This window comes from Dehalococcoidia bacterium (assembly GCA_030018455.1).
Lineage (GTDB): Bacteria > Chloroflexota > Dehalococcoidia > DSTF01 > JALHUB01 > JASEFU01.
In genome coordinates this window covers 268,625-284,849 of record JASEFU010000003.1, presented here as the reverse complement: position 1 = coordinate 284,849, position 16,225 = coordinate 268,625, and the positions used below count along the sequence as shown (strand labels likewise).

Below are 16,225 nucleotides of genomic sequence, written 5' to 3'. Positions count from 1 at the left end.
ACTGCATCAACAGGTGGGACCGCCGAGGAAGCCGTTCGAACGTATCGAGGTTCTATCTTCTTCTTCTCTACACATTAAAGAAAGGCTCCGCAGAGGGATGCTACTTGCGGAGGCCAAGTTTGGAGATGATGGAGCGGTAGCGTTGCACGTCCTTCTTGTTGAGGTACGCCAACTGTCTCCTTCTCTGTCCGACCATCTTCAGCAGGCCGCGTTGCGAGTGGTAGTCGTGCTTGTGAACCCTCAAATGCTCAGTGAGCTGGTTGATCCGTTTTGTGAGGAGGGCTATTTGCACTTCAGCGGAGCCTGTGTCTTCGGCATGTGTGCCGTGTTCCGCGATGAGCCCCTGCTTCTCTTCCTTCGCGAGCATCCCTTCGATAACCACCTTCTATCTTACGGAGATTGTACCATCACCTGTCCGGCTGCGCAACGACCCGGCCAGCAATGCACACCGAAGGCGCGTATGATATCCTTTAGTAAGTCCCCACCGACTTCCTTTTTAGGGAGAGAAAGGGAAAGCGGGGTTCGCGATGAGAAAGGTGGCTGTTGTCACCGACAGCGCCGCCTCGATCCCTCCGGCGCTGGCCGCCGAATACGAGATCGAGGTAGTGCCGCTCAACCTCGTGCTGGAGGACCGTTCCTACCCCGACAGCGTCGACGGCAATACGCAGGAGTTTTACCGCTCCCTCAAGTCGGCGCGCCATCTTCCCACCACCGCCGGCGCTTCCCCCGGGGCGCACATGGAGGCTTTCCGGCGGGCAAGCGCGCGGACGGGCTCCGTTCTGTACGTCAGCATCTCTTCGCAGTTCAGCGGCACCCACGCCTCGGCCATCACGGCCGCCGAGACGCTCAGGAGCGAGAACCCCCGCCTGCAGATCGAGGTGATCGATTCGGGGACGGCGGCGATGGCGGAAGGGTTCGTCGCCCTCGAAGCGGCGCGCGTCGCCGCAGAAGGCGCCGACCTGCCGGCCGTCGTCGCGCGCGCACGGGGGGTCATGCCGCGCGTGGGCATCGTCGCCATAATCGACACGCTCGAATACCTGGCCAGGGGCGGGCGCGTCCCGAAGGTCCAGGCCTGGGCAAGCGCGCTCCTAAGCGTGAAACCGATCCTTGAGCTGCGACAGGAGGAGGTGCGCCTGCTCACGCGCACGCGGACGAAGCAACGCGCCGTTCCCCAGCTTATCCCCGTCCTGGAGCAACGGGGCTACCGGGGAGAAAAGCTCCATCTCTGTGTGCAGCACACAAATGCCCCCGAGGAGGCAAGGGAGCTGATGGAGGAGGCGCGGGAGCGCCTGCAACCCGGCGAGCTCCTGATGAGCGAGTTCACGCTGGTGATGGGCGCGCACATCGGGCCCGGGATGCTCGCGCTTACGTACTACATGGAACCCTGACCGCTCTCCGCCCCCGTCACCATCCCCATGACCGAGCGTGACTCACTCCAGACCGACGTAGATGTCATCCTTGCCGCGCTGGGACCCCGTCTCCCCCGAAGACGCCGCCCGGCCCTCGTCCTCATCGTCGGCCTGCCGGGGACGGGGAAGTCATCCTTCGCGGCTCAGCTAGCGGCTCGCACGCGCCTCGTCATCCTCGAAAGCGACGCGCTGCGGAGACTGATCTTCCCCAACCCCAGGTACTCCGCGGCCGAGAGCAGCCGGCTGTTCGCCGCCGTCCACGCCGCCATCGACCGCCTGCTCGCGAAAGGGACCCCCTGCCTTCTCGACGCAACGAACCTGACTGAGGCGCACCGACAGCCTCTATACGACATCGCCGACGCGCGGGGCGCGAAGCTTGTCATCGTCGAAGTTGTCGCGCCGAGGCAGGTCGTTCATCAGCGGCTGAAAGATCGGGTGCGGCAGGGCTCAGCCAACTCCGAAGCCGACATCCTTGTCTACGAAAGGATGCGGCGCCAGCGAGAGGAAATCTCGCGGGAGCACATCGTGGTCGACACGTCGCAAGACGTGGCGCCGGCGGTCGAAGAGGCGGCCCGGGCGGTCGAGGACCCTTGAATCGACAGGCTGGTAAGAGGGGGTCAGGTCGCGCAGGCGTTAACGGGCGTCTTCAGTCCCAGCAGCCGCCCTATAGCTGAGTACCCCCAGCACTGCATGGCGAGAGCGCCTGCGAGCCCCAGGAGAGCGACGGCCACTCCGACGGGGGCGTCGAAGATGTAGTGGTTGCCCGTGCTGACCACGGCGAAGAACTGGGAGATCGGCAACAGCACGGCAGCGACCCAGAGCAGCTTGTTGCGGGTGGCGGCGATGACGCCGATGGCCAGCAGGACAGGCCAGCCAACGTGCAGGCTGGGCACCGCCGCATACGGGTTAACGAACGGCTGCGCCTGCTGCGCCTGGTAGCTCAGGTGGCTGTAGACGGCCATCGTGTCGACGAAGCCGAACTCAGGCAGGAAGCGCGGCGGCGCCACCGGGAACAGGTGATAGATGATGAGCGCTATCCCTCCCGAAAGGAGCATGGCGTCGCGGGTGAGGGTGTACTGGCGCCGGTGCCGGAAATAAAGCCACAGCCCGACGACTATTATGAGCGGGAAGTCAAGCCAGAAGTAGATGAAGTTGAACATCGAGACCAAGAACTTACTGCTGAGGATAGCCGTCTGTAGCTCGATCTCCCAGAAAAAGCCCAGCTCGCGCTCGAGGTCGATTATCTGGAAGCCGCGTCCCAGGGCCTCCGCCGTCCTATCGACAACACTGCCGCGAACGACGAAGTAAAGTAGAAAAGCGAGTATCACAAGGGATATCTCGCTTACGTGCCGGAAGATCGGCCTGTCCGCCAGTATTTCGGCAATCCTTCTTGGCGAAACCGGTAGCCGAGAAACTGCCAGCGACATCTCCTTATGCCCTCCGGACCCGGTCTCTCATATACATTGAACCACACGCCCGCCCGTCTTTCAAGCGGGCGATACCAGGCGCCATATGTGTATTCGGCAATACCGGCTCAGGCCTGTTGCCTTCTCAATACCGGCACGTGGAGCCGGTACCCCTGGAGCAGAAACGCTAGCTTGATCGACAGCAGGACGATGAAGGAGCCGGCCAGCATATCGAATATGAAGTGGTTGGCGGTGAGGACAATGGCGAAGAACATGGCGGCGGTGCTGACGACAGCGAAGAGCCTGATCGGCAACGAGCGGTCGACATCGAAGAGGGCGATGCAGATGAGAAGCGCCCAGCCGAAATGCAGACTGGGGACGGCGGCATAGTGGTTGACGAAGAAGCCGGGCTGCATGTCGTAGTTCTCACGGGTCAGGTTGGCCACCGTGTCCACGAAGCCCCACTCCGGCAGCAGGCGCGGCGGAGCCACAGGGAAGAGCCCGTAGCTGAGCAGGCCGATGACGGCGGAGATGAGCAACGCGTTGCGGTAGATGCGGTAGCGCTCGCGGTTGCGAAGGTATATCCAGACGGCGGCGAAGATGAGGACGGGGAGATGCCCCCAGACGTACGTCCAGTTCGCCAGCTTCATCAGGGGAATGCTGTCGACTATCTGTTCCTGCCACTCCAGCTCGACGAATATGCCCAGCCGTTGCTCCAACTGGATCAACTGGTTCGCCCGGCTGAAGGCCTCAGCGGCGCGCTCCGGCAGACCGCCGCGCACGAGGAAGTAGCCTATCATCGCCGCGAACAAGAAGAGAGCTTCGCGCAAGAAGCCCACCATCTCCTGTCTGAAGCCCGTCTGCCTGACTGCTAAGCTCGGCTCAGCTCTCATCGGAGGTAGTCCTGTGCAGCGGCCGGCGCACCCCCTGATTGCCCCTAGGAAAAACTCATCCTAGGATACAATGCAATTATAGCAAATGCCAAAGCCAAAAACATCCTCCAACAAGGAGCGCACCACGATGATAAACGTACAACAGGGCAACGTCGTCGACTCGACGGCGAAGGCGATAGTCATATCCGTGACGCAGGACGGCGCCCTCTCAGGGGCGACAGCCGCGGTCGACCAGGCGCTGGAGGGCGCGATTTCCCAACTCATCGCGGACGGCGAGGTGCGCGGCAAGGAGGGCGAGCTTACGCTAATCCACACTCTGGGACGCATTCCCGCTCCACGCGTCCTCGTGCTCGGTCTGGGGAAAGCGGAGAGCTTCGACCTCACCACGCTGCGGAACGGCTTCGCGGCGGCGGCGCGGCTCCTCCGCAAGGCGGGAGCCAACACCATCGCCACCGTCCCCCTTGCCGCCGGCGGTCTGGGACAGGATACCGCTGCCTCGGCGCAGGCGATTGTTGAAGGAGCAATACTGGGGCTTTACACCTTCTCCCGCCACAAGAAGCGCGACGAAGACGAACGAGAGATCGAGGAGCTAACGATCATCGAATCGGACGCGGCGAAGCTGGAGGCCGTGCGCGCCGGCGCCGAGAAGGGGCGTATCCTCGCCGAGGCGACGAACCGCGCGCGCGACCTCGCGAACGAGCCGGCCAATTACCTGACGCCGACGGAGCTGGCGTCGCAGGCGCGGTCGCTGGCGGAAGAAGTGGGGCTGACGTGCCGGGTGCTCGAACGGAAGGACATGGAAGAGCTGGGCATGAACGCCCTCCTCGGCGTCGCCAAGGGGAGCCACGAGCCGCCCAAGCTGATCGTCGTCGAGTACCGGGGCGCCGGTGAAGGCGCTCCCACGCTCGGCCTCGTGGGCAAGGGGATCACGTTCGACACCGGAGGCATCTCCATCAAGCCGGCGCAGGGGATGCAAGAGATGAAAGGCGACATGGCGGGAGCGGCGGCCGTGATTTCGGCGATGGGCGCCATCGCGCGGCTGAAGCCGAAGGTAAACGTCACCGCCCTCGCGCCCGCCACCGAGAACATGCCGGGCGGCGGCGCCCAGCGCCCGGGCGACGTAGTGCGGGCGATGAACGGCAAGACTATCGAGGTGGTGAACACGGACGCCGAAGGCCGCCTCATCCTCGCCGATGCGCTGGCCTACGCCCGCCGGCTCAACCTCTCGCCGGTGATCGACGTCGCGACCCTCACGGGTGCGATCATCATCGCCCTCGGCCGAGCGACGATGGGGGCGATGACAAACAACGCGGCGCTGCTCGACAGGGTGCGGTCGGCCGCGGCGGCGGCGGGCGAGAAGCTGTGGGAGCTGCCCCTGCTGGACGAATACAAGGAGCACATCAAGAGTGAGGTGGCCGACATCAAGAACGTAGGTAACCGAGAGGCGGGGTCGATTATCGGCGGGCTGTTCCTGAAGGAGTTCATCGAGGACACGCCGTGGGTGCACCTGGACATCGCGGGGGTGGACCTGGTGGAGAAGGAGAAGGGGATTCTGGTGAAGGGGTCGAGCGGTATCCCGGTGCGTACGCTGGTGAACCTGGCCCTCAGCCTCGCGGAGCAGCCGCTAACGTCGGGCGCGGCGCTTGAGTAGAGGCGCGACACGGTCGAATATGCGGTGCGCGACCTCGTACTTGCTAAGCAAGGGCAGCTTCTCGGCCTTTCCCGACTTGTCGATGATCGTCACCTGATTCGTTTCGCTGCCGAACCCAGAGCCCGGCGCCGTAATGTCGTTGGCCACGATGAGGTCCAGCCCCTTGCGCCGGAGCTTGTCGGCCGCGTTCTCCTCGAGCTTCTCGCTCTCGGCCGCGAATCCCACGCGCAGAGGGCCCTTCACCTCTCCCAGGATGTCGGGCGTGCGCACCAGTTCGAGCGACAGCCCTTCCTTCGCGCGCTTGATCTTCTGTTCCGCAGCCGAGGCCGGACGGTAGTCGGCGACGGCGGCCGCCATCACCAGCGCGTCGGCGTCCGCGCACGCGCGCACCACGGCGTCGCGCATCTCCTCCGCCGTCCGCACGGAGACCACCTCAACGCCGTACGGCGCCGGCAGCGAAACGGGCGCGCTCACGATGACGACCTTCGCCCCCCGGTCGCGCGCCGCCTCGGCGACGGCGTAGCCCATCTTGCCGGACGAGTAGTTGCTCACGTAGCGCACCGGATCAATCGGCTCCTGAGTGCCGCCTGCGCTCACCACCACCTTGCGGCCCGCGAGGTCGCCGTTGCGCCCCAGCGTCTGCCGAAGGGCCCCCAGCAGCGTTTCCGTATCGACGAGGCGTCCAGGGCCCCTGCGGCCGGTCGCCAGCCGCCCCTCTTCCGGGCCGACGATAGTCATGCCGCGCTCTCTTAGCAGCGCCAGGTTCGCCTGCGTTGCGGCGTTCTCGTACATCTGCGAGTCCATCGCCGGCGCAAGGAGCACAGGCGCCTTCGTCGCCAGCACCGTCAGGCTGAGGAGGTTATCGGCGAGGCCGTGCGCGATCCGGGCGATGGTTGTGGCGCTCGCGGGCGCGATGAGGACGGCGTCGGCGCGGCGCGAGAGCTCCACGTGGGAGATCTGCAGCTCCGCTTTCACTTCGAAGATATCGGTATACACCTCGCGGCCGGTCAGGCTGTGGAAGGTCATGGGCGTGACGAACTGCTGCGCCGACTCTGTCAGGACCACATCGACTTCCGCCCCCGCCTGCGCGAGCTTGCTTACCAGGTCGGCGGCCTTGTACGCGGCGATGCTGCCCGTGACGCCAACGACGATTCTTCTACCCTTAAGCATGGCTCACCGTCCCGGTCCGCGGTTCGACTCGAAGATAAGATGGAGACCGATCAGCGTGAGGTCGAGGTTTACGACGTCGATCATTTTCGTCTCGCGCGCGATGAGCGGCGCCCAGCCGCCCGTCGCAACCACCTTTGCCGCCGGGTCGAGCTCTTCCTTCATGCGGGCGATGATGCCCTCGACCAGGCCCACGTAGCCGAACACGAGGCCCGACTGCATGGCGCCGACGGTCGTCTTGCCGATGGCGGCGCGGGGTCTCTCGAGCTCGATGCGCGGCAGCTTGGCCGTGCGTTCGAACAGCGCCTGCGCGGAGATGCCGATGCCGGGCGCGATCGCCCCGCCCACGTAATCGCCCTCCTTCGATATGGCGTCAAACACCGTCGCCGTCCCGAAGTCGACCACGATCAGCGGCGGGCCATAGAGCTTGCTTGCGGCCACGGCGTCGACCACGCGGTCGGCGCCCACGTCGCGGGGACTGTCGTACAGGATGCGCACGCCGGTCTTCACCCCCAGGTCTACCGTCAGCGGCGTCACAGAGAAGTAACGGCGCGAGACCTCGTGAAAGACAGGGGTGAGCGAGGGGACGACGCTGGCCAGTATCGCCTCCGTGATGTCCTCGCGCTTGAGGCCCTCCGTTTGCAGCAGGTTCAGCAGCAGGATGGCGTACTCGTCCACCATGTTCTCCACGTCGGTGGCGATGCTCCAGCGCGCGCGAAGGCGGTCGCCGTCGAAGACGCCGATGGTGATCGCGGTGTTTCCTATGTCGAGCGCCAGCAACATATTAGTACTCGAATGGCGAATCTGCCCGCTGAATTATAGTGGACGGCCTTTCCGGGCCGCAACCAAGGGGCCCGATGCGGCGCCGTCTCACGGTGAATGACGCGTCGCCTTCTGCCTCCGGCCTGGGTCGCCGGATCGTTGCGGAAGACCTGGCCCTGAGCGACCTTCTTTGCGTTTTGCGAAAGGGACACATTTTTCTTCGGCAGTAGTCATAAAAGGCTTGACCCTCTTCGCGGCCCGTTGCTATGCTCGCGGCAAGTGGGCCATCCTCCCGTCCGGTCATGGCCGCAGTAAGCGGGGGCTGTCGATCCTCCTTCCACCCTACCCAGACAGCCTGCGGTCAGGGCCACGACCAACCGGTAGACTCACAGCAGTGTTGTTGCGCTGAACGCTATCAGCGTCACTGGGGTATGTCTGTCTCTTTCGCAAGTGAACGCCTGCTGGGCACGGCTGATTGAGGGAGCATCCATGCGGGAAATCAACGCCAGGACCTTGTGGGAGGCAGCGCTCGGGCAGCTCCAGTTGCAGGTGACGCGGCCCAACTATGAGACCTGGCTGAGGAACACCGTAGGTCTCAGTCTGGAAGACGGCGTCCTCACCGTGGGCGCTCCCTCGCAGTTCGCGGTCGAGTGGCTCAGCGCCCGTCTCCAACCGCTGATCGCGAAGGCCATTTCCAGCATCGCCGGCAGGCCGATCCAGCCCGCCTTCATCGTCACCGCGCCGGACCCCCAGGCCGGGATAGACAGCCGTTCCCCCGCCTCCCCCCTTTTTCCCGCCTCCCCCTCCCCTTCGTTCGCAAGGAGCCGGCTCAACCGGCTTTACACCTTCGACACCTTCACCGTTGCCGACTGCAACCGGCTCGCCCACGCGGGAGCCCTTCACGTCACCCAGAACCCCGGCGAGGCCACTCATAACCCGCTCCTCGTCCACGGCAGCAGCGGCCTCGGCAAGACCCACCTCTTGCAGGCCGTCACCCACGAATTCCTGCGAAGCGAACTGAACGCACTCTATGTGACGGCGGAGCAGTTCACTTCCGAGTTCGTGCAGGCAGCGAGACAGCGGCGCATGGACGACTTTCGCGCCCGCTACCGCCACCTGGACGCCCTGCTTGTCGACGACGTCCAGTTCCTCGCCGGCAAGACCCAAACGGAAGAGGAGTTCTTTCATACCTTCAACGACCTCCACGACGCGGGAAAGCAACTGGTGCTCAGTTGCGACAACCCCCCACACGCGCTGGCCCTCTCCGACCGGCTGCGTTCCCGTCTTCACTGGGGGCTCACCGTCGACCTCAAGCCGCCGCCCTTGGCCGCCCGCCTTGCCCTCCTCTCCGCGAAGATCGAGCGCCTTCGCGCCGACGTCTCCCCTGACGCCGTCGACTACCTCGCCCGCATTCCCTGCGCCAACGTCCGCGAGCTGGAGGGAGCTCTTAACCGACTCCTCGCCTACGCCCGCCTCACAATGCAACCCGTCACCCTCGCGCTGGCGAAGGATGCCCTAGAGACCGTGCGGCCCGCCACCGACCGGTCTCCACCCGACCCGGACGCCGTTGTCCAGGCTGTGTCCTCCCATTACGGCGTGCCAGCGCACGCCCTCAAAGGGCCCAGCCGCGCCAAGCGCGTCGCCATCGCCCGGCACGTTGCCATGTACCTGCTCCACCACGATTCCTGCCAACCGCTTGCCCGCATCGGCACGTTGTTCGGCGGCCGCGATCACACCAGCGTCCTCTACGCCTGCCGCAAGATCGAACGCGAGACATCCGTTGTCCCTGAGACAGCGCAGGACATCGCCGCCATCCGCCAGGCCCTTTCCGCGGGCGAACGGTGATCTTCGCACATCGCCTCGTTTGCTCTACGCCTCGCGCCGTCAATAACTCTGTTCTTTACGTGGATTATGCCGCCCTCATTACGTTACCCTCTGTCAGTTCTCCCTCCGACAGTCCCTTTCCTCAGTCCCGCCTCGCCGTTTCTTCACAGCGACATGCCTCTCCTGCTATCGCCAACTCACCCTTTCCGCAGTTCCCCGTGTCAAACACTACTGTCCTTTCCCCATTTCCCATCCCAGGGCACAATGCGGGTAATCCCGTTCCTAGGAGTTGTGAGAGGGGCCGTTATAATAGGGTGCGAGGACGCAGATGATAGACCAGGTACGGATACGAGTGGAAGCCGGCGACGGCGGTGATGGCGTGGTGAGCTTCCGGCGAGAGAAGTACGTGCCCCGCGGCGGCCCTGATGGCGGGGACGGTGGTAACGGGGGGAACGTCGTGCTGGTGGTCGACGCCGGCATGCGAACGCTGTCGGACTTCCGGCACCGGAGAGTCTACAGAGCAGAGCGGGGCGAGAACGGCCAGGGGGGCAACAGGCACGGCAGGAACGGCAGCGATCTGGAGATCCGCGTGCCGCCGGGGACGATCGTACACCGTGTGGAGGGCGAGGACCGATCGCTCCTCGGCGATCTGACAGAGGGGGGCCAGCGGCTGATCGCGGCGCACGGGGGAAAGGGAGGGCGCGGAAACGCGCGCTTCGCGACATCCGTCAACAGGGCGCCGAGGATAGCGGAACGAGGCGAGGAAGGGGAGAAGGCAGACCTCGTCCTCGACCTGAAGCTCATGTCCGACGTGGGGATAACGGGACTGCCGAACGCCGGCAAGTCGACGCTGCTGCAGGCGATATCGTCGGCGCGGCCGAAAGTGGGCGACTACCCGTTTACCACGCTCGAGCCGGTCCTGGGCGCGGTCGATCTGGGATACGACACCATTGTATTCGCCGACATACCGGGTCTCGTTAAGGGCGCCCACGCCGGCCACGGTCTGGGGCTCGAGTTTCTCCGGCACATCGAGCGGACGCTGGTGCTGGTCCACCTCGTCGACGGCAGCAGGCCCGACCCGGCGGAAGATATCGACGCGCTGAACCAGGAGCTAGCGGCGTACAGCCCGGCCCTGGCGTCGAAGCGACAGGTAGTGGCGGTGAACAAGGTCGACCTGCCGGAGGTAAGGGAGCGGCGAGAGTCGATACGGGAAGCGATTCGCGCTAAGGGGTACGACCCGCTGTTCATCTCCGCGATCTCGAAGAAGGGCGTGCGGACGCTGCTCGACAGGGTGGCGGCGCTGCTGGCAGAAGAACGGCGGACGGCGGCGGAAGAGAAAGCACTACCGGTGTTGCGGCCGGCCCCGATAACGCCGCGGTTCGTCATAAGCAGGAAGGACGAGCTTTTCGAGGTGTCGGGGCGTACGGTCGAGAGGGTGGTGCGACGGCTCGGCCTCGAGTCGGAAGAGGCGCGGGCGGAGGTGCGGCGCCGACTACGCCGCATGGGGCTCGGCGCGTCGCTGCGGCGGGCGGGCGTGAAGGCAGGCGACCGCGTCGTCATCGGCGGGACGGAGATGGAGTGGGAAGGGTGAAGCTGGGCATACTCGGCGGCACGTTCGACCCGCCCCACGTCGGGCACCTGTCGCTGGCGCGGGCGGCGCTCGAGCACCTGTCGCTGGACGAGGTGCTGTTCGTGCCGGCGGGGCAGCCGTGGCGGAAGGAGTCGCGCGACATCACGCCGGCGGAGCACCGGCTGGCGATGGTGCGGCTCGCCATCGAGGGGATGGACCGCTTCACGGCGTCCGACATCGAGATCAAGCGGCCGGGCCCGTCGTACATCGTCGACACGCTGGCGGAGCTGCTGGGCGTGCACGGGCCGGAGACGGAGCTGTACCTCATCTTGGGCGAGGACGCGCTGATGGACATGCCGACGTGGAAGGAGCCGCAGCGGATTGTCGCGCTGGCTTGGCTGGCGGTGGCGTTGCGCTCGCGGGCGCGGGAGCTTGACCTGACGGAGGTGGAGGCGGCGATCCCGGGCGTTTCGCGTCGGCTCATCGTGCTGCCGATGTCGTTCGTGGACGTGAGCGCGACGGCGATACGGGCGTGGGCGTCGAAGGGGGCGTCGTTGGAGGGGCTTGTGCCGCCCGCCGTCGAATCCTACATCCGCACGAACGCCCTGTACGTATTAGGCGGGAGCAGTTGACAGAGCGCGGCACGATGTGCTTATCTCAAGTGAATCTCGTAAGAGTTGTGCAAAAGAAGGGCAAGGGGAAAATTGGCGCGGGGCGTTGATCGATTCCGAGGTGAACCGTGGCGTCGACGCTTATTCTTGCCTGCTTACACTGTGGCCGATGCTGCACGTTATGCTGGTACCCATCCGCAGACGGTCGCCTATTGGCATTATGGTGGGGGAAAGCTTGGGCCTGCGCTTCCTGGAAAGGAAAGACGTAGGCCCCTCTCGTATCTCCAACTCGTTGAGATAGCCTTCGTCGCTACGTTCCGGCGCCTGGGCGTGTCCCTTCAGCGCATTCGAAAGGCGAGAGATTATTTGGCCCAAAGGTTTCAGTCGGAATACCCGTTCGCAGAATACCGGCTGGCGACCGAGGGCGTTCACGTGTTGATGGATTTTCAGCAAGTGGAGCCGGACTCAGAACTCCGAAGGCTTATCGTGGCAGATTCAAGTGGTCAGGTGGCTTGGCGCGAGTTGATTGGACAGAGATTGGCTCAGTTCGAGTACGAGGATGAGCTCGCCGTTGTTTGGCACTTGGCGGGGGACGAGTCGCCTGTGACGATTGATCCTAGAGTCGCCTTCGGTGCCCCCACCGTACGGGGGATCCCTACGTGGGTGATCAGGGGGCGATGGGAGGCTGGCGAGGGCATTGAGGAGATCAGATCAGACTTCGCGCTCGAGGAGTGGGAGGTTGAAAGTGCGCTTGCGTTCGAGGGAGCAAAGAAAGCGGCGTGATCCTGTTCTTCGACAGAAGCGTGGGTAAGAGCATCCCGCAGGCTCTGTTGCTTCTAAACGCGCCTGTTGGAGTCGTCTACCACCAGCAGGTGTTCCCTCCAGACGAGAAGGATGACCAATGGCTACCCACAGTCGGTGGTAGGGAGTGGATAGTCATTGGCCAAGACTACAAGTACCATCGCATGCCGAACGAACTAGCTGCCCTGAAGCAACACAAGGTAGGCTGCTTCTATCTGTGGGGTGCCACAGCTCGAAGATGGGAAACCATGAGAGTCTTCGCGAAAGCCTTCGATCGCATCATCGAGGCAGCCGGAACGACCGAGAGGCCCTTTGTCTATCGTGTCAGTAAGCAGGGGCGAATCACAGCGGTTCCGCTGCAATAGGCCGGGAACGGGCTACACGTCCAGGTTGCGGACCTGGGCGGCGTGCGCCTGGATGAACGCTTTCCGCGGCGCTACTTCTTCCCCCATCAGCGCCGTGAATAACTCCTCCGCCTTCATCGCGTCCTCCACCGTCACCTGCAACAGCGTGCGACGCTCCGGGTCCATCGTCGTCTCCCAGAGCTGCTGCGGGTTCATCTCGCCCAGGCCCTTGTAGCGCTGGATGTTCACGTTCTTGCCGTCGTGCACCCGCTTCAGGTAGTCGTCCTTCTCCTTCTCGGAGTAGATCCAGACGTGGTCGCGGCCCTTCGAGATGCGGTACAGCGGCGGCTGCGCGATGTAGAGGTGCCCGAGGCGGATGACATCGGGGATCTGGCGGTAGAAGAAAGTGAGCAGCAGTGTGCGGATGTGCGCGCCGTCGACGTCGGCGTCGGTCATGATGATGACGCGGTGATAGCGCAGTCGGGCGGGGTCGAAGTCTTCGCCGGCGCCGGCGCAGAGGGCGCGGTAGATGGCGGCGATCTCGGCGTGGCCGAATATCTTGTCGGGGCGGGCCTTCTCGACGTTGAGGATCTTGCCCCTGAGCGGCAGTATGGCCTGGAAGCGGCGGTCGCGGCCCTGCTTGGCGGAGCCGCCGGCGGAGTCGCCCTCGACGAGGTAGAGCTCGCAGAGGGAGGCGTCGCGCTCCGAGCAGTCGGCTAGCTTTCCGGGCAGGGTCGTCCCGTCGAGCAGCCCCTTGCGCACGACGAGGTCGCGCGCCTTTCGCGCCGCTTCGCGCGCCCGCGCTGCCGTGATGCACTTCTCGATGATGCGGCGCCCTTCCTGTGGGTGCTCCTCCAGGTACTGGCCCAGCTTCTCGGCCACCGTCGTCTCCACCTGGGCCTTGACCTCGGGGTTGCCGAGTCGCGTCTTCGTCTGCCCCTCGAACTGGGGCTCGGGCAGGCGGACGCTTATCACGGCCACGAGCCCTTCGCGGACGTCCTCGCCCGCAAGGTTCGCGTCGTCTTCCTTAAGGAACTTCTGCTTGCGGGCGTAGTCGTTGAAGACGCGGGTGAGGGCGCTGCGGAAGCCGGTGAGGTGGCTGCCGCCGTCGATGGTGTTTATGCAGTTCGCGAAGCTGAACGTGGCCTCGGTGAAGCCGTCGTTGTACTGGATGGCCGCCTCGACCGCGGTGCTGTCGAGCTGGTTCTCGATGTAAATGGGGAGCGGCTGGAGGACGGTTCGCTCGCGGTTGAGGTGGCGGACGAAGCTCTTGATGCCACCCTCGAAGCAGAACGTGACCTCGTCGTCTGTGCGCTCGTCGACGAGGCGGATCCACACCCCTTTGACCAGATACGCGCACTCGCGGAGGCGCTGGGCGATGGTCGTGAAATCGTAATCGAGCTCGGCGAAGATCTTGCGGTCGGGAAGGAAGCGAATGGTTGTGCCGTTCACGAACGCCGGCAGCTGGCCTGTGACCTGCCAGAACGAGCGGTGGCGCGTCTCCTCCTGCCGGCTCACGTCTGCGACGGGGATCCCGCGCCGGTACTCCTGGCAGTGGATCTTGCCGTCGCGGCGCACTTCCACCCACATGCGCTCCGACAGCGCGTTCACTACCGAGGCGCCTACGCCGTGGAGTCCGCCGGAGACCTTGTACACCTGCCCGCCGAACTTGCCGCCGGCATGCAGGTAGGTCATGACGGTCTCCAGCGCCGAGCGGCCCGTCTTCTCGTGGACGTCGGTGGGGATGCCGCGGCCGTTGTCCCAGACGCTGACTTCGCCGTCCTTGTGGATGACGACCTCGATGCGGCTGCAGAAGCCGGCCATCGCCTCGTCGATGCTGTTGTCGGCGATCTCGTAGACGAGGTGATGGAGGCCGCGCTGATCGGTGCTGCCGATGTACATGCCGGGCCGGCGGCGAACGGCTTCGAGCCCGCCGAGCACCTGGATGTCGCGCGCGGTATAGTGAGAGGCGTCCTCCCGTTCCGTCTTTCCGGCGGTGCGGGACGCTGCGCGGCCCTTCGACGCCTTGTCGCTCTTTGTTTTCGTCGTCATTCCTTTGTCTGCTGACTGATCGGGCGGTCGGCCGGGAGAGAGGCCGTCTCGAAAGCCGGGGGGAGTCGTACCGCCGGAAGTGGCGCCGGCTTCCGTATCTGTTGTGATTCTGTCACTGCTTTTACAGTCTAGCACATTTGCCCCTTTCGGGGAATCTGGAGGCACCCGGTGCGCGCTGCTTGGCCGCGGCGCGGCTCTATGCTAATCTCTTCTGAAGACCCGCTTCGAGACGCTCCCATGCTCTTCTGGAACCGGTTCAAGCAGCTCCTGGAGTGGATCGGGCTCCTGCCGCAGCAGGTCGTGCCCTCTGAACCGGTGTCCCTCCGGCCGATCGGCGTCGTGCGCAATTGGGTGACCGAGCCGCGCATGGAAGGCTGGGAGGACGTTACATCCGACATCATCTTCAGGCGGGAGCTGGAAGGCGCACTCGACGGACTGGAAGGCTTTTCGCACCTGCTTGTCCTGTTCTATCTCCACGGCGTGACGGATGAGCAGCGCTCGCGCACCCACTGCTTTCCCCGCGGCGACCCGCGCTATCCTCTTCAGGGCGTGCTCGCGACGCGCACGCAGCACCGGCCGAATCCCATTGGGGCGAGCGTCGTTCGCCTGTTGAAGCGGCGCAAGAACGTATTGCGCGTCGGCGGTCTGGACGCCATCAACGGGACGCCGGTAATCGATGTCAAGCCTTACATCCCCCACTACGATGCCCCTTCCGAAGTGCGGCTGCCCGAGTGGATAACGCAGCCGCTGCCCTCGGAATAGGCGCTCTGCCCGAGATGCAATACCCCCTCCTCGACCTCTACAAGCGGCTGCTCGCGGCCTACGGGCCGCAGCACTGGTGGCCGGGCGACCAGGAGCCGTTCGTCGTCGTTGTGGGGGCGATCCTCACGCAGTCGACGGCGTGGGCGAATGTAGAGCGGGCGCTCGCCGGGCTGCGCGCCGAAAGGCTGCTTTCGCCGCAGGCGATACTGACGGCGCCGGAAGAACGCCTGGCAGCGGCGATACGGTCATCCGGGTACTTCCGGGTGAAGGCGCGACGGCTCCAGGCGTTCGCGCGCGTCCTCGAGGAGCGGTTCGAAGGCAGTTTGGAGCGGCTGTTCGCGCTACCGGTCGAGAAATTGCGGGGGGCGCTGCTGGAGATCGACGGCGTCGGCCCCGAGACGGCGGACGACATCATTCTCTATGCCGCGCGCAAGCCGGTCTTCGTCGTCGACGCTTACACGCGGCGGGTGATGTCGCGTCTGGGGGTGCGGCCCGCCTCCGACAGCTACGAACGCTGGCAGGCGCTGTTCATGGACAATTTGCCCCACGACGCCGCGCTGTTCAACGAGTACCACGCTCTGCTCGTGCGCCACGCGAAGTCGGTCTGTCGCAGGACGCCGCGGTGCGGCCGGTGTGCGCTGCTGGCAGTCTGTCCGACGGGTCAGGCGATGGTGGGCGGGGAGGTATCTGTCAACGGATAGAAAACGGATAAGCGGATGGCGCTCGGCCGCCTTACTCCGGCAGGGTCGGGCGTCCCTGCCCGACCAGCCGAGCTGCCTGTCAATGGAGAACCAATGAGCGGATGTGGCGGGCGCCGCTTCAGCCTCCCCGGCAACGTTCAAACTCGGGGTGACGCTGGGCGCGCGGCTGCGCGCCCCAAGAAGGTTACCGGTCGACCTGCTGAAGCGCCGCCCGGCCGCAAGCGACTTTCGTCGCGGCCTGCGCGGCACCGGCGGGCAAGATGCCCGCCCTA

General features: G+C 64.9%; 16 protein-coding genes. 10 read left to right on the top strand and 6 right to left on the bottom strand.

Annotated features, from left to right (window positions below):
* Positions 1-100: 100 nt before the first annotated feature.
* Positions 101-367 (bottom strand): 30S ribosomal protein S15, encoded by a 267-nt coding sequence (gene rpsO / locus QME71_06590; protein MDI6857966.1) that lies wholly within the window; start codon positions 365-367, stop codon positions 101-103.
* A gap of 160 nt (positions 368-527) precedes the next feature.
* Between rpsO and QME71_06585 the strand changes: the two genes are divergently transcribed.
* Positions 528-1,388: a DegV family protein gene (locus QME71_06585; GenBank protein MDI6857965.1), complete on the top strand. Its 861-nt coding sequence runs from the start codon at positions 528-530 to the stop codon at positions 1,386-1,388.
* Between the two features lie 27 nt (positions 1,389-1,415).
* Positions 1,416-2,003 (top strand): ATP-binding protein, encoded by a 588-nt coding sequence (locus QME71_06580; GenBank protein ID MDI6857964.1) that lies wholly within the window; start codon positions 1,416-1,418, stop codon positions 2,001-2,003.
* Positions 2,004-2,026: 23 nt separating this feature from the next.
* On the opposite strand, the gene QME71_06575 is transcribed toward QME71_06580, so the two are convergent.
* Positions 2,027-2,836 carry a phosphatase PAP2 family protein gene (locus tag QME71_06575; protein MDI6857963.1) on the bottom strand — a complete coding sequence of 270 codons (810 nt, stop codon included), beginning with the start codon at positions 2,834-2,836 and terminating at the stop codon, positions 2,027-2,029.
* A 107-nt stretch (positions 2,837-2,943) separates the two neighbouring features.
* The gene (locus tag QME71_06570) at positions 2,944-3,708 is read right to left on the bottom strand and encodes a phosphatase PAP2 family protein (GenBank protein ID MDI6857962.1); all 765 of its coding nucleotides are present in this window, start codon (positions 3,706-3,708) and stop codon (positions 2,944-2,946) included.
* Positions 3,709-3,835: 127 nt separating this feature from the next.
* Between QME71_06570 and QME71_06565 the strand changes: the two genes are divergently transcribed.
* Positions 3,836-5,359: a leucyl aminopeptidase gene (locus QME71_06565; protein MDI6857961.1), complete on the top strand. Its 1,524-nt coding sequence runs from the start codon at positions 3,836-3,838 to the stop codon at positions 5,357-5,359.
* Here QME71_06565 and coaBC read toward each other — a convergent pair.
* On the bottom strand, positions 5,333-6,529 hold the full coding sequence (gene coaBC, locus QME71_06560) for a bifunctional phosphopantothenoylcysteine decarboxylase/phosphopantothenate--cysteine ligase CoaBC (protein MDI6857960.1): 1,197 nt from the start codon (positions 6,527-6,529) through the stop codon (positions 5,333-5,335). The two genes, QME71_06565 and coaBC, sit on opposite strands and share 27 nt — an antisense overlap.
* Before the next feature lie 3 nt (positions 6,530-6,532).
* Positions 6,533-7,309 (bottom strand): type III pantothenate kinase, encoded by a 777-nt coding sequence (locus QME71_06555; GenBank protein ID MDI6857959.1) that lies wholly within the window; start codon positions 7,307-7,309, stop codon positions 6,533-6,535.
* Between the two features lie 468 nt (positions 7,310-7,777).
* Here QME71_06555 and dnaA point away from each other — a divergent pair, with 468 nt between their 5' ends.
* The 5 genes from dnaA (at position 7,778) to QME71_06530 (ending at position 12,459) form a co-directional block, all read left to right on the top strand.
* On the top strand, positions 7,778-9,133 hold the full coding sequence (dnaA, locus tag QME71_06550) for a chromosomal replication initiator protein DnaA (GenBank protein ID MDI6857958.1): 1,356 nt from the start codon (positions 7,778-7,780) through the stop codon (positions 9,131-9,133).
* A 307-nt stretch (positions 9,134-9,440) separates the two neighbouring features.
* On the top strand, positions 9,441-10,703 hold the full coding sequence (obgE, locus tag QME71_06545; protein MDI6857957.1) for a GTPase ObgE: 1,263 nt from the start codon (positions 9,441-9,443) through the stop codon (positions 10,701-10,703).
* Positions 10,700-11,314, top strand: a complete 615-nt coding sequence (nadD, locus tag QME71_06540) for a nicotinate-nucleotide adenylyltransferase (GenBank protein MDI6857956.1) — start codon at positions 10,700-10,702, stop codon at positions 11,312-11,314. The genes obgE and nadD overlap by 4 nt, the downstream gene beginning before the upstream one ends.
* 345 nt (positions 11,315-11,659) lie before the next feature.
* Positions 11,660-12,076 carry a DUF433 domain-containing protein gene (locus tag QME71_06535; GenBank protein MDI6857955.1) on the top strand — a complete coding sequence of 139 codons (417 nt, stop codon included), beginning with the start codon at positions 11,660-11,662 and terminating at the stop codon, positions 12,074-12,076.
* Entirely contained in the window at positions 12,073-12,459 is a 387-nt protein-coding gene (locus QME71_06530) for a hypothetical protein (protein MDI6857954.1), read from the top strand. Before QME71_06535 ends, QME71_06530 begins: the two co-directional genes overlap by 4 nt.
* Positions 12,460-12,471: 12 nt before the next feature.
* Here QME71_06530 and gyrB read toward each other — a convergent pair whose 3' ends face one another.
* Positions 12,472-14,490 (bottom strand): DNA topoisomerase (ATP-hydrolyzing) subunit B, encoded by a 2,019-nt coding sequence (gene gyrB / locus QME71_06525; protein MDI6857953.1) that lies wholly within the window; start codon positions 14,488-14,490, stop codon positions 12,472-12,474.
* A gap of 198 nt (positions 14,491-14,688) precedes the next feature.
* On the opposite strand from gyrB, the gene tsaA reads away from it, so the two are divergent.
* Both tsaA and QME71_06515 read left to right on the top strand, forming a co-directional pair.
* Positions 14,689-15,252: a tRNA (N6-threonylcarbamoyladenosine(37)-N6)-methyltransferase TrmO gene (tsaA, locus tag QME71_06520; protein ID MDI6857952.1), complete on the top strand. Its 564-nt coding sequence runs from the start codon at positions 14,689-14,691 to the stop codon at positions 15,250-15,252.
* 14 nt (positions 15,253-15,266) lie between these two features.
* Positions 15,267-15,953, top strand: coding sequence for a hypothetical protein (locus QME71_06515; GenBank protein ID MDI6857951.1), 687 nt, complete (start codon positions 15,267-15,269; stop codon positions 15,951-15,953).
* Positions 15,954-16,225: the final 272 nt, after the last annotated feature.

Coding starts and splice junctions, on each gene's coding strand:
- gyrB (MDI6857953.1), bottom strand. CDS start 14,490: ATGACGACGAAAACAAAGAGCGACAAGGCGTCGAAGGGCCGCGCAGCG.
- QME71_06575 (MDI6857963.1), bottom strand. CDS start 2,836: ATGTCGCTGGCAGTTTCTCGGCTACCGGTTTCGCCAAGAAGGATTGCC.
- coaBC (MDI6857960.1), bottom strand. CDS start 6,529: ATGCTTAAGGGTAGAAGAATCGTCGTTGGCGTCACGGGCAGCATCGCC.
- QME71_06515 (MDI6857951.1), top strand. CDS start 15,267: ATGCAATACCCCCTCCTCGACCTCTACAAGCGGCTGCTCGCGGCCTAC.
- QME71_06570 (MDI6857962.1), bottom strand. CDS start 3,708: ATGAGAGCTGAGCCGAGCTTAGCAGTCAGGCAGACGGGCTTCAGACAG.
- obgE (MDI6857957.1), top strand. CDS start 9,441: ATGATAGACCAGGTACGGATACGAGTGGAAGCCGGCGACGGCGGTGAT.
- QME71_06585 (MDI6857965.1), top strand. CDS start 528: ATGAGAAAGGTGGCTGTTGTCACCGACAGCGCCGCCTCGATCCCTCCG.
- QME71_06580 (MDI6857964.1), top strand. CDS start 1,416: ATGACCGAGCGTGACTCACTCCAGACCGACGTAGATGTCATCCTTGCC.
- dnaA (MDI6857958.1), top strand. CDS start 7,778: ATGCGGGAAATCAACGCCAGGACCTTGTGGGAGGCAGCGCTCGGGCAG.
- QME71_06555 (MDI6857959.1), bottom strand. CDS start 7,309: ATGTTGCTGGCGCTCGACATAGGAAACACCGCGATCACCATCGGCGTC.
- QME71_06565 (MDI6857961.1), top strand. CDS start 3,836: ATGATAAACGTACAACAGGGCAACGTCGTCGACTCGACGGCGAAGGCG.
- tsaA (MDI6857952.1), top strand. CDS start 14,689: ATGCTAATCTCTTCTGAAGACCCGCTTCGAGACGCTCCCATGCTCTTC.
- rpsO (MDI6857966.1), bottom strand. CDS start 367: ATGCTCGCGAAGGAAGAGAAGCAGGGGCTCATCGCGGAACACGGCACA.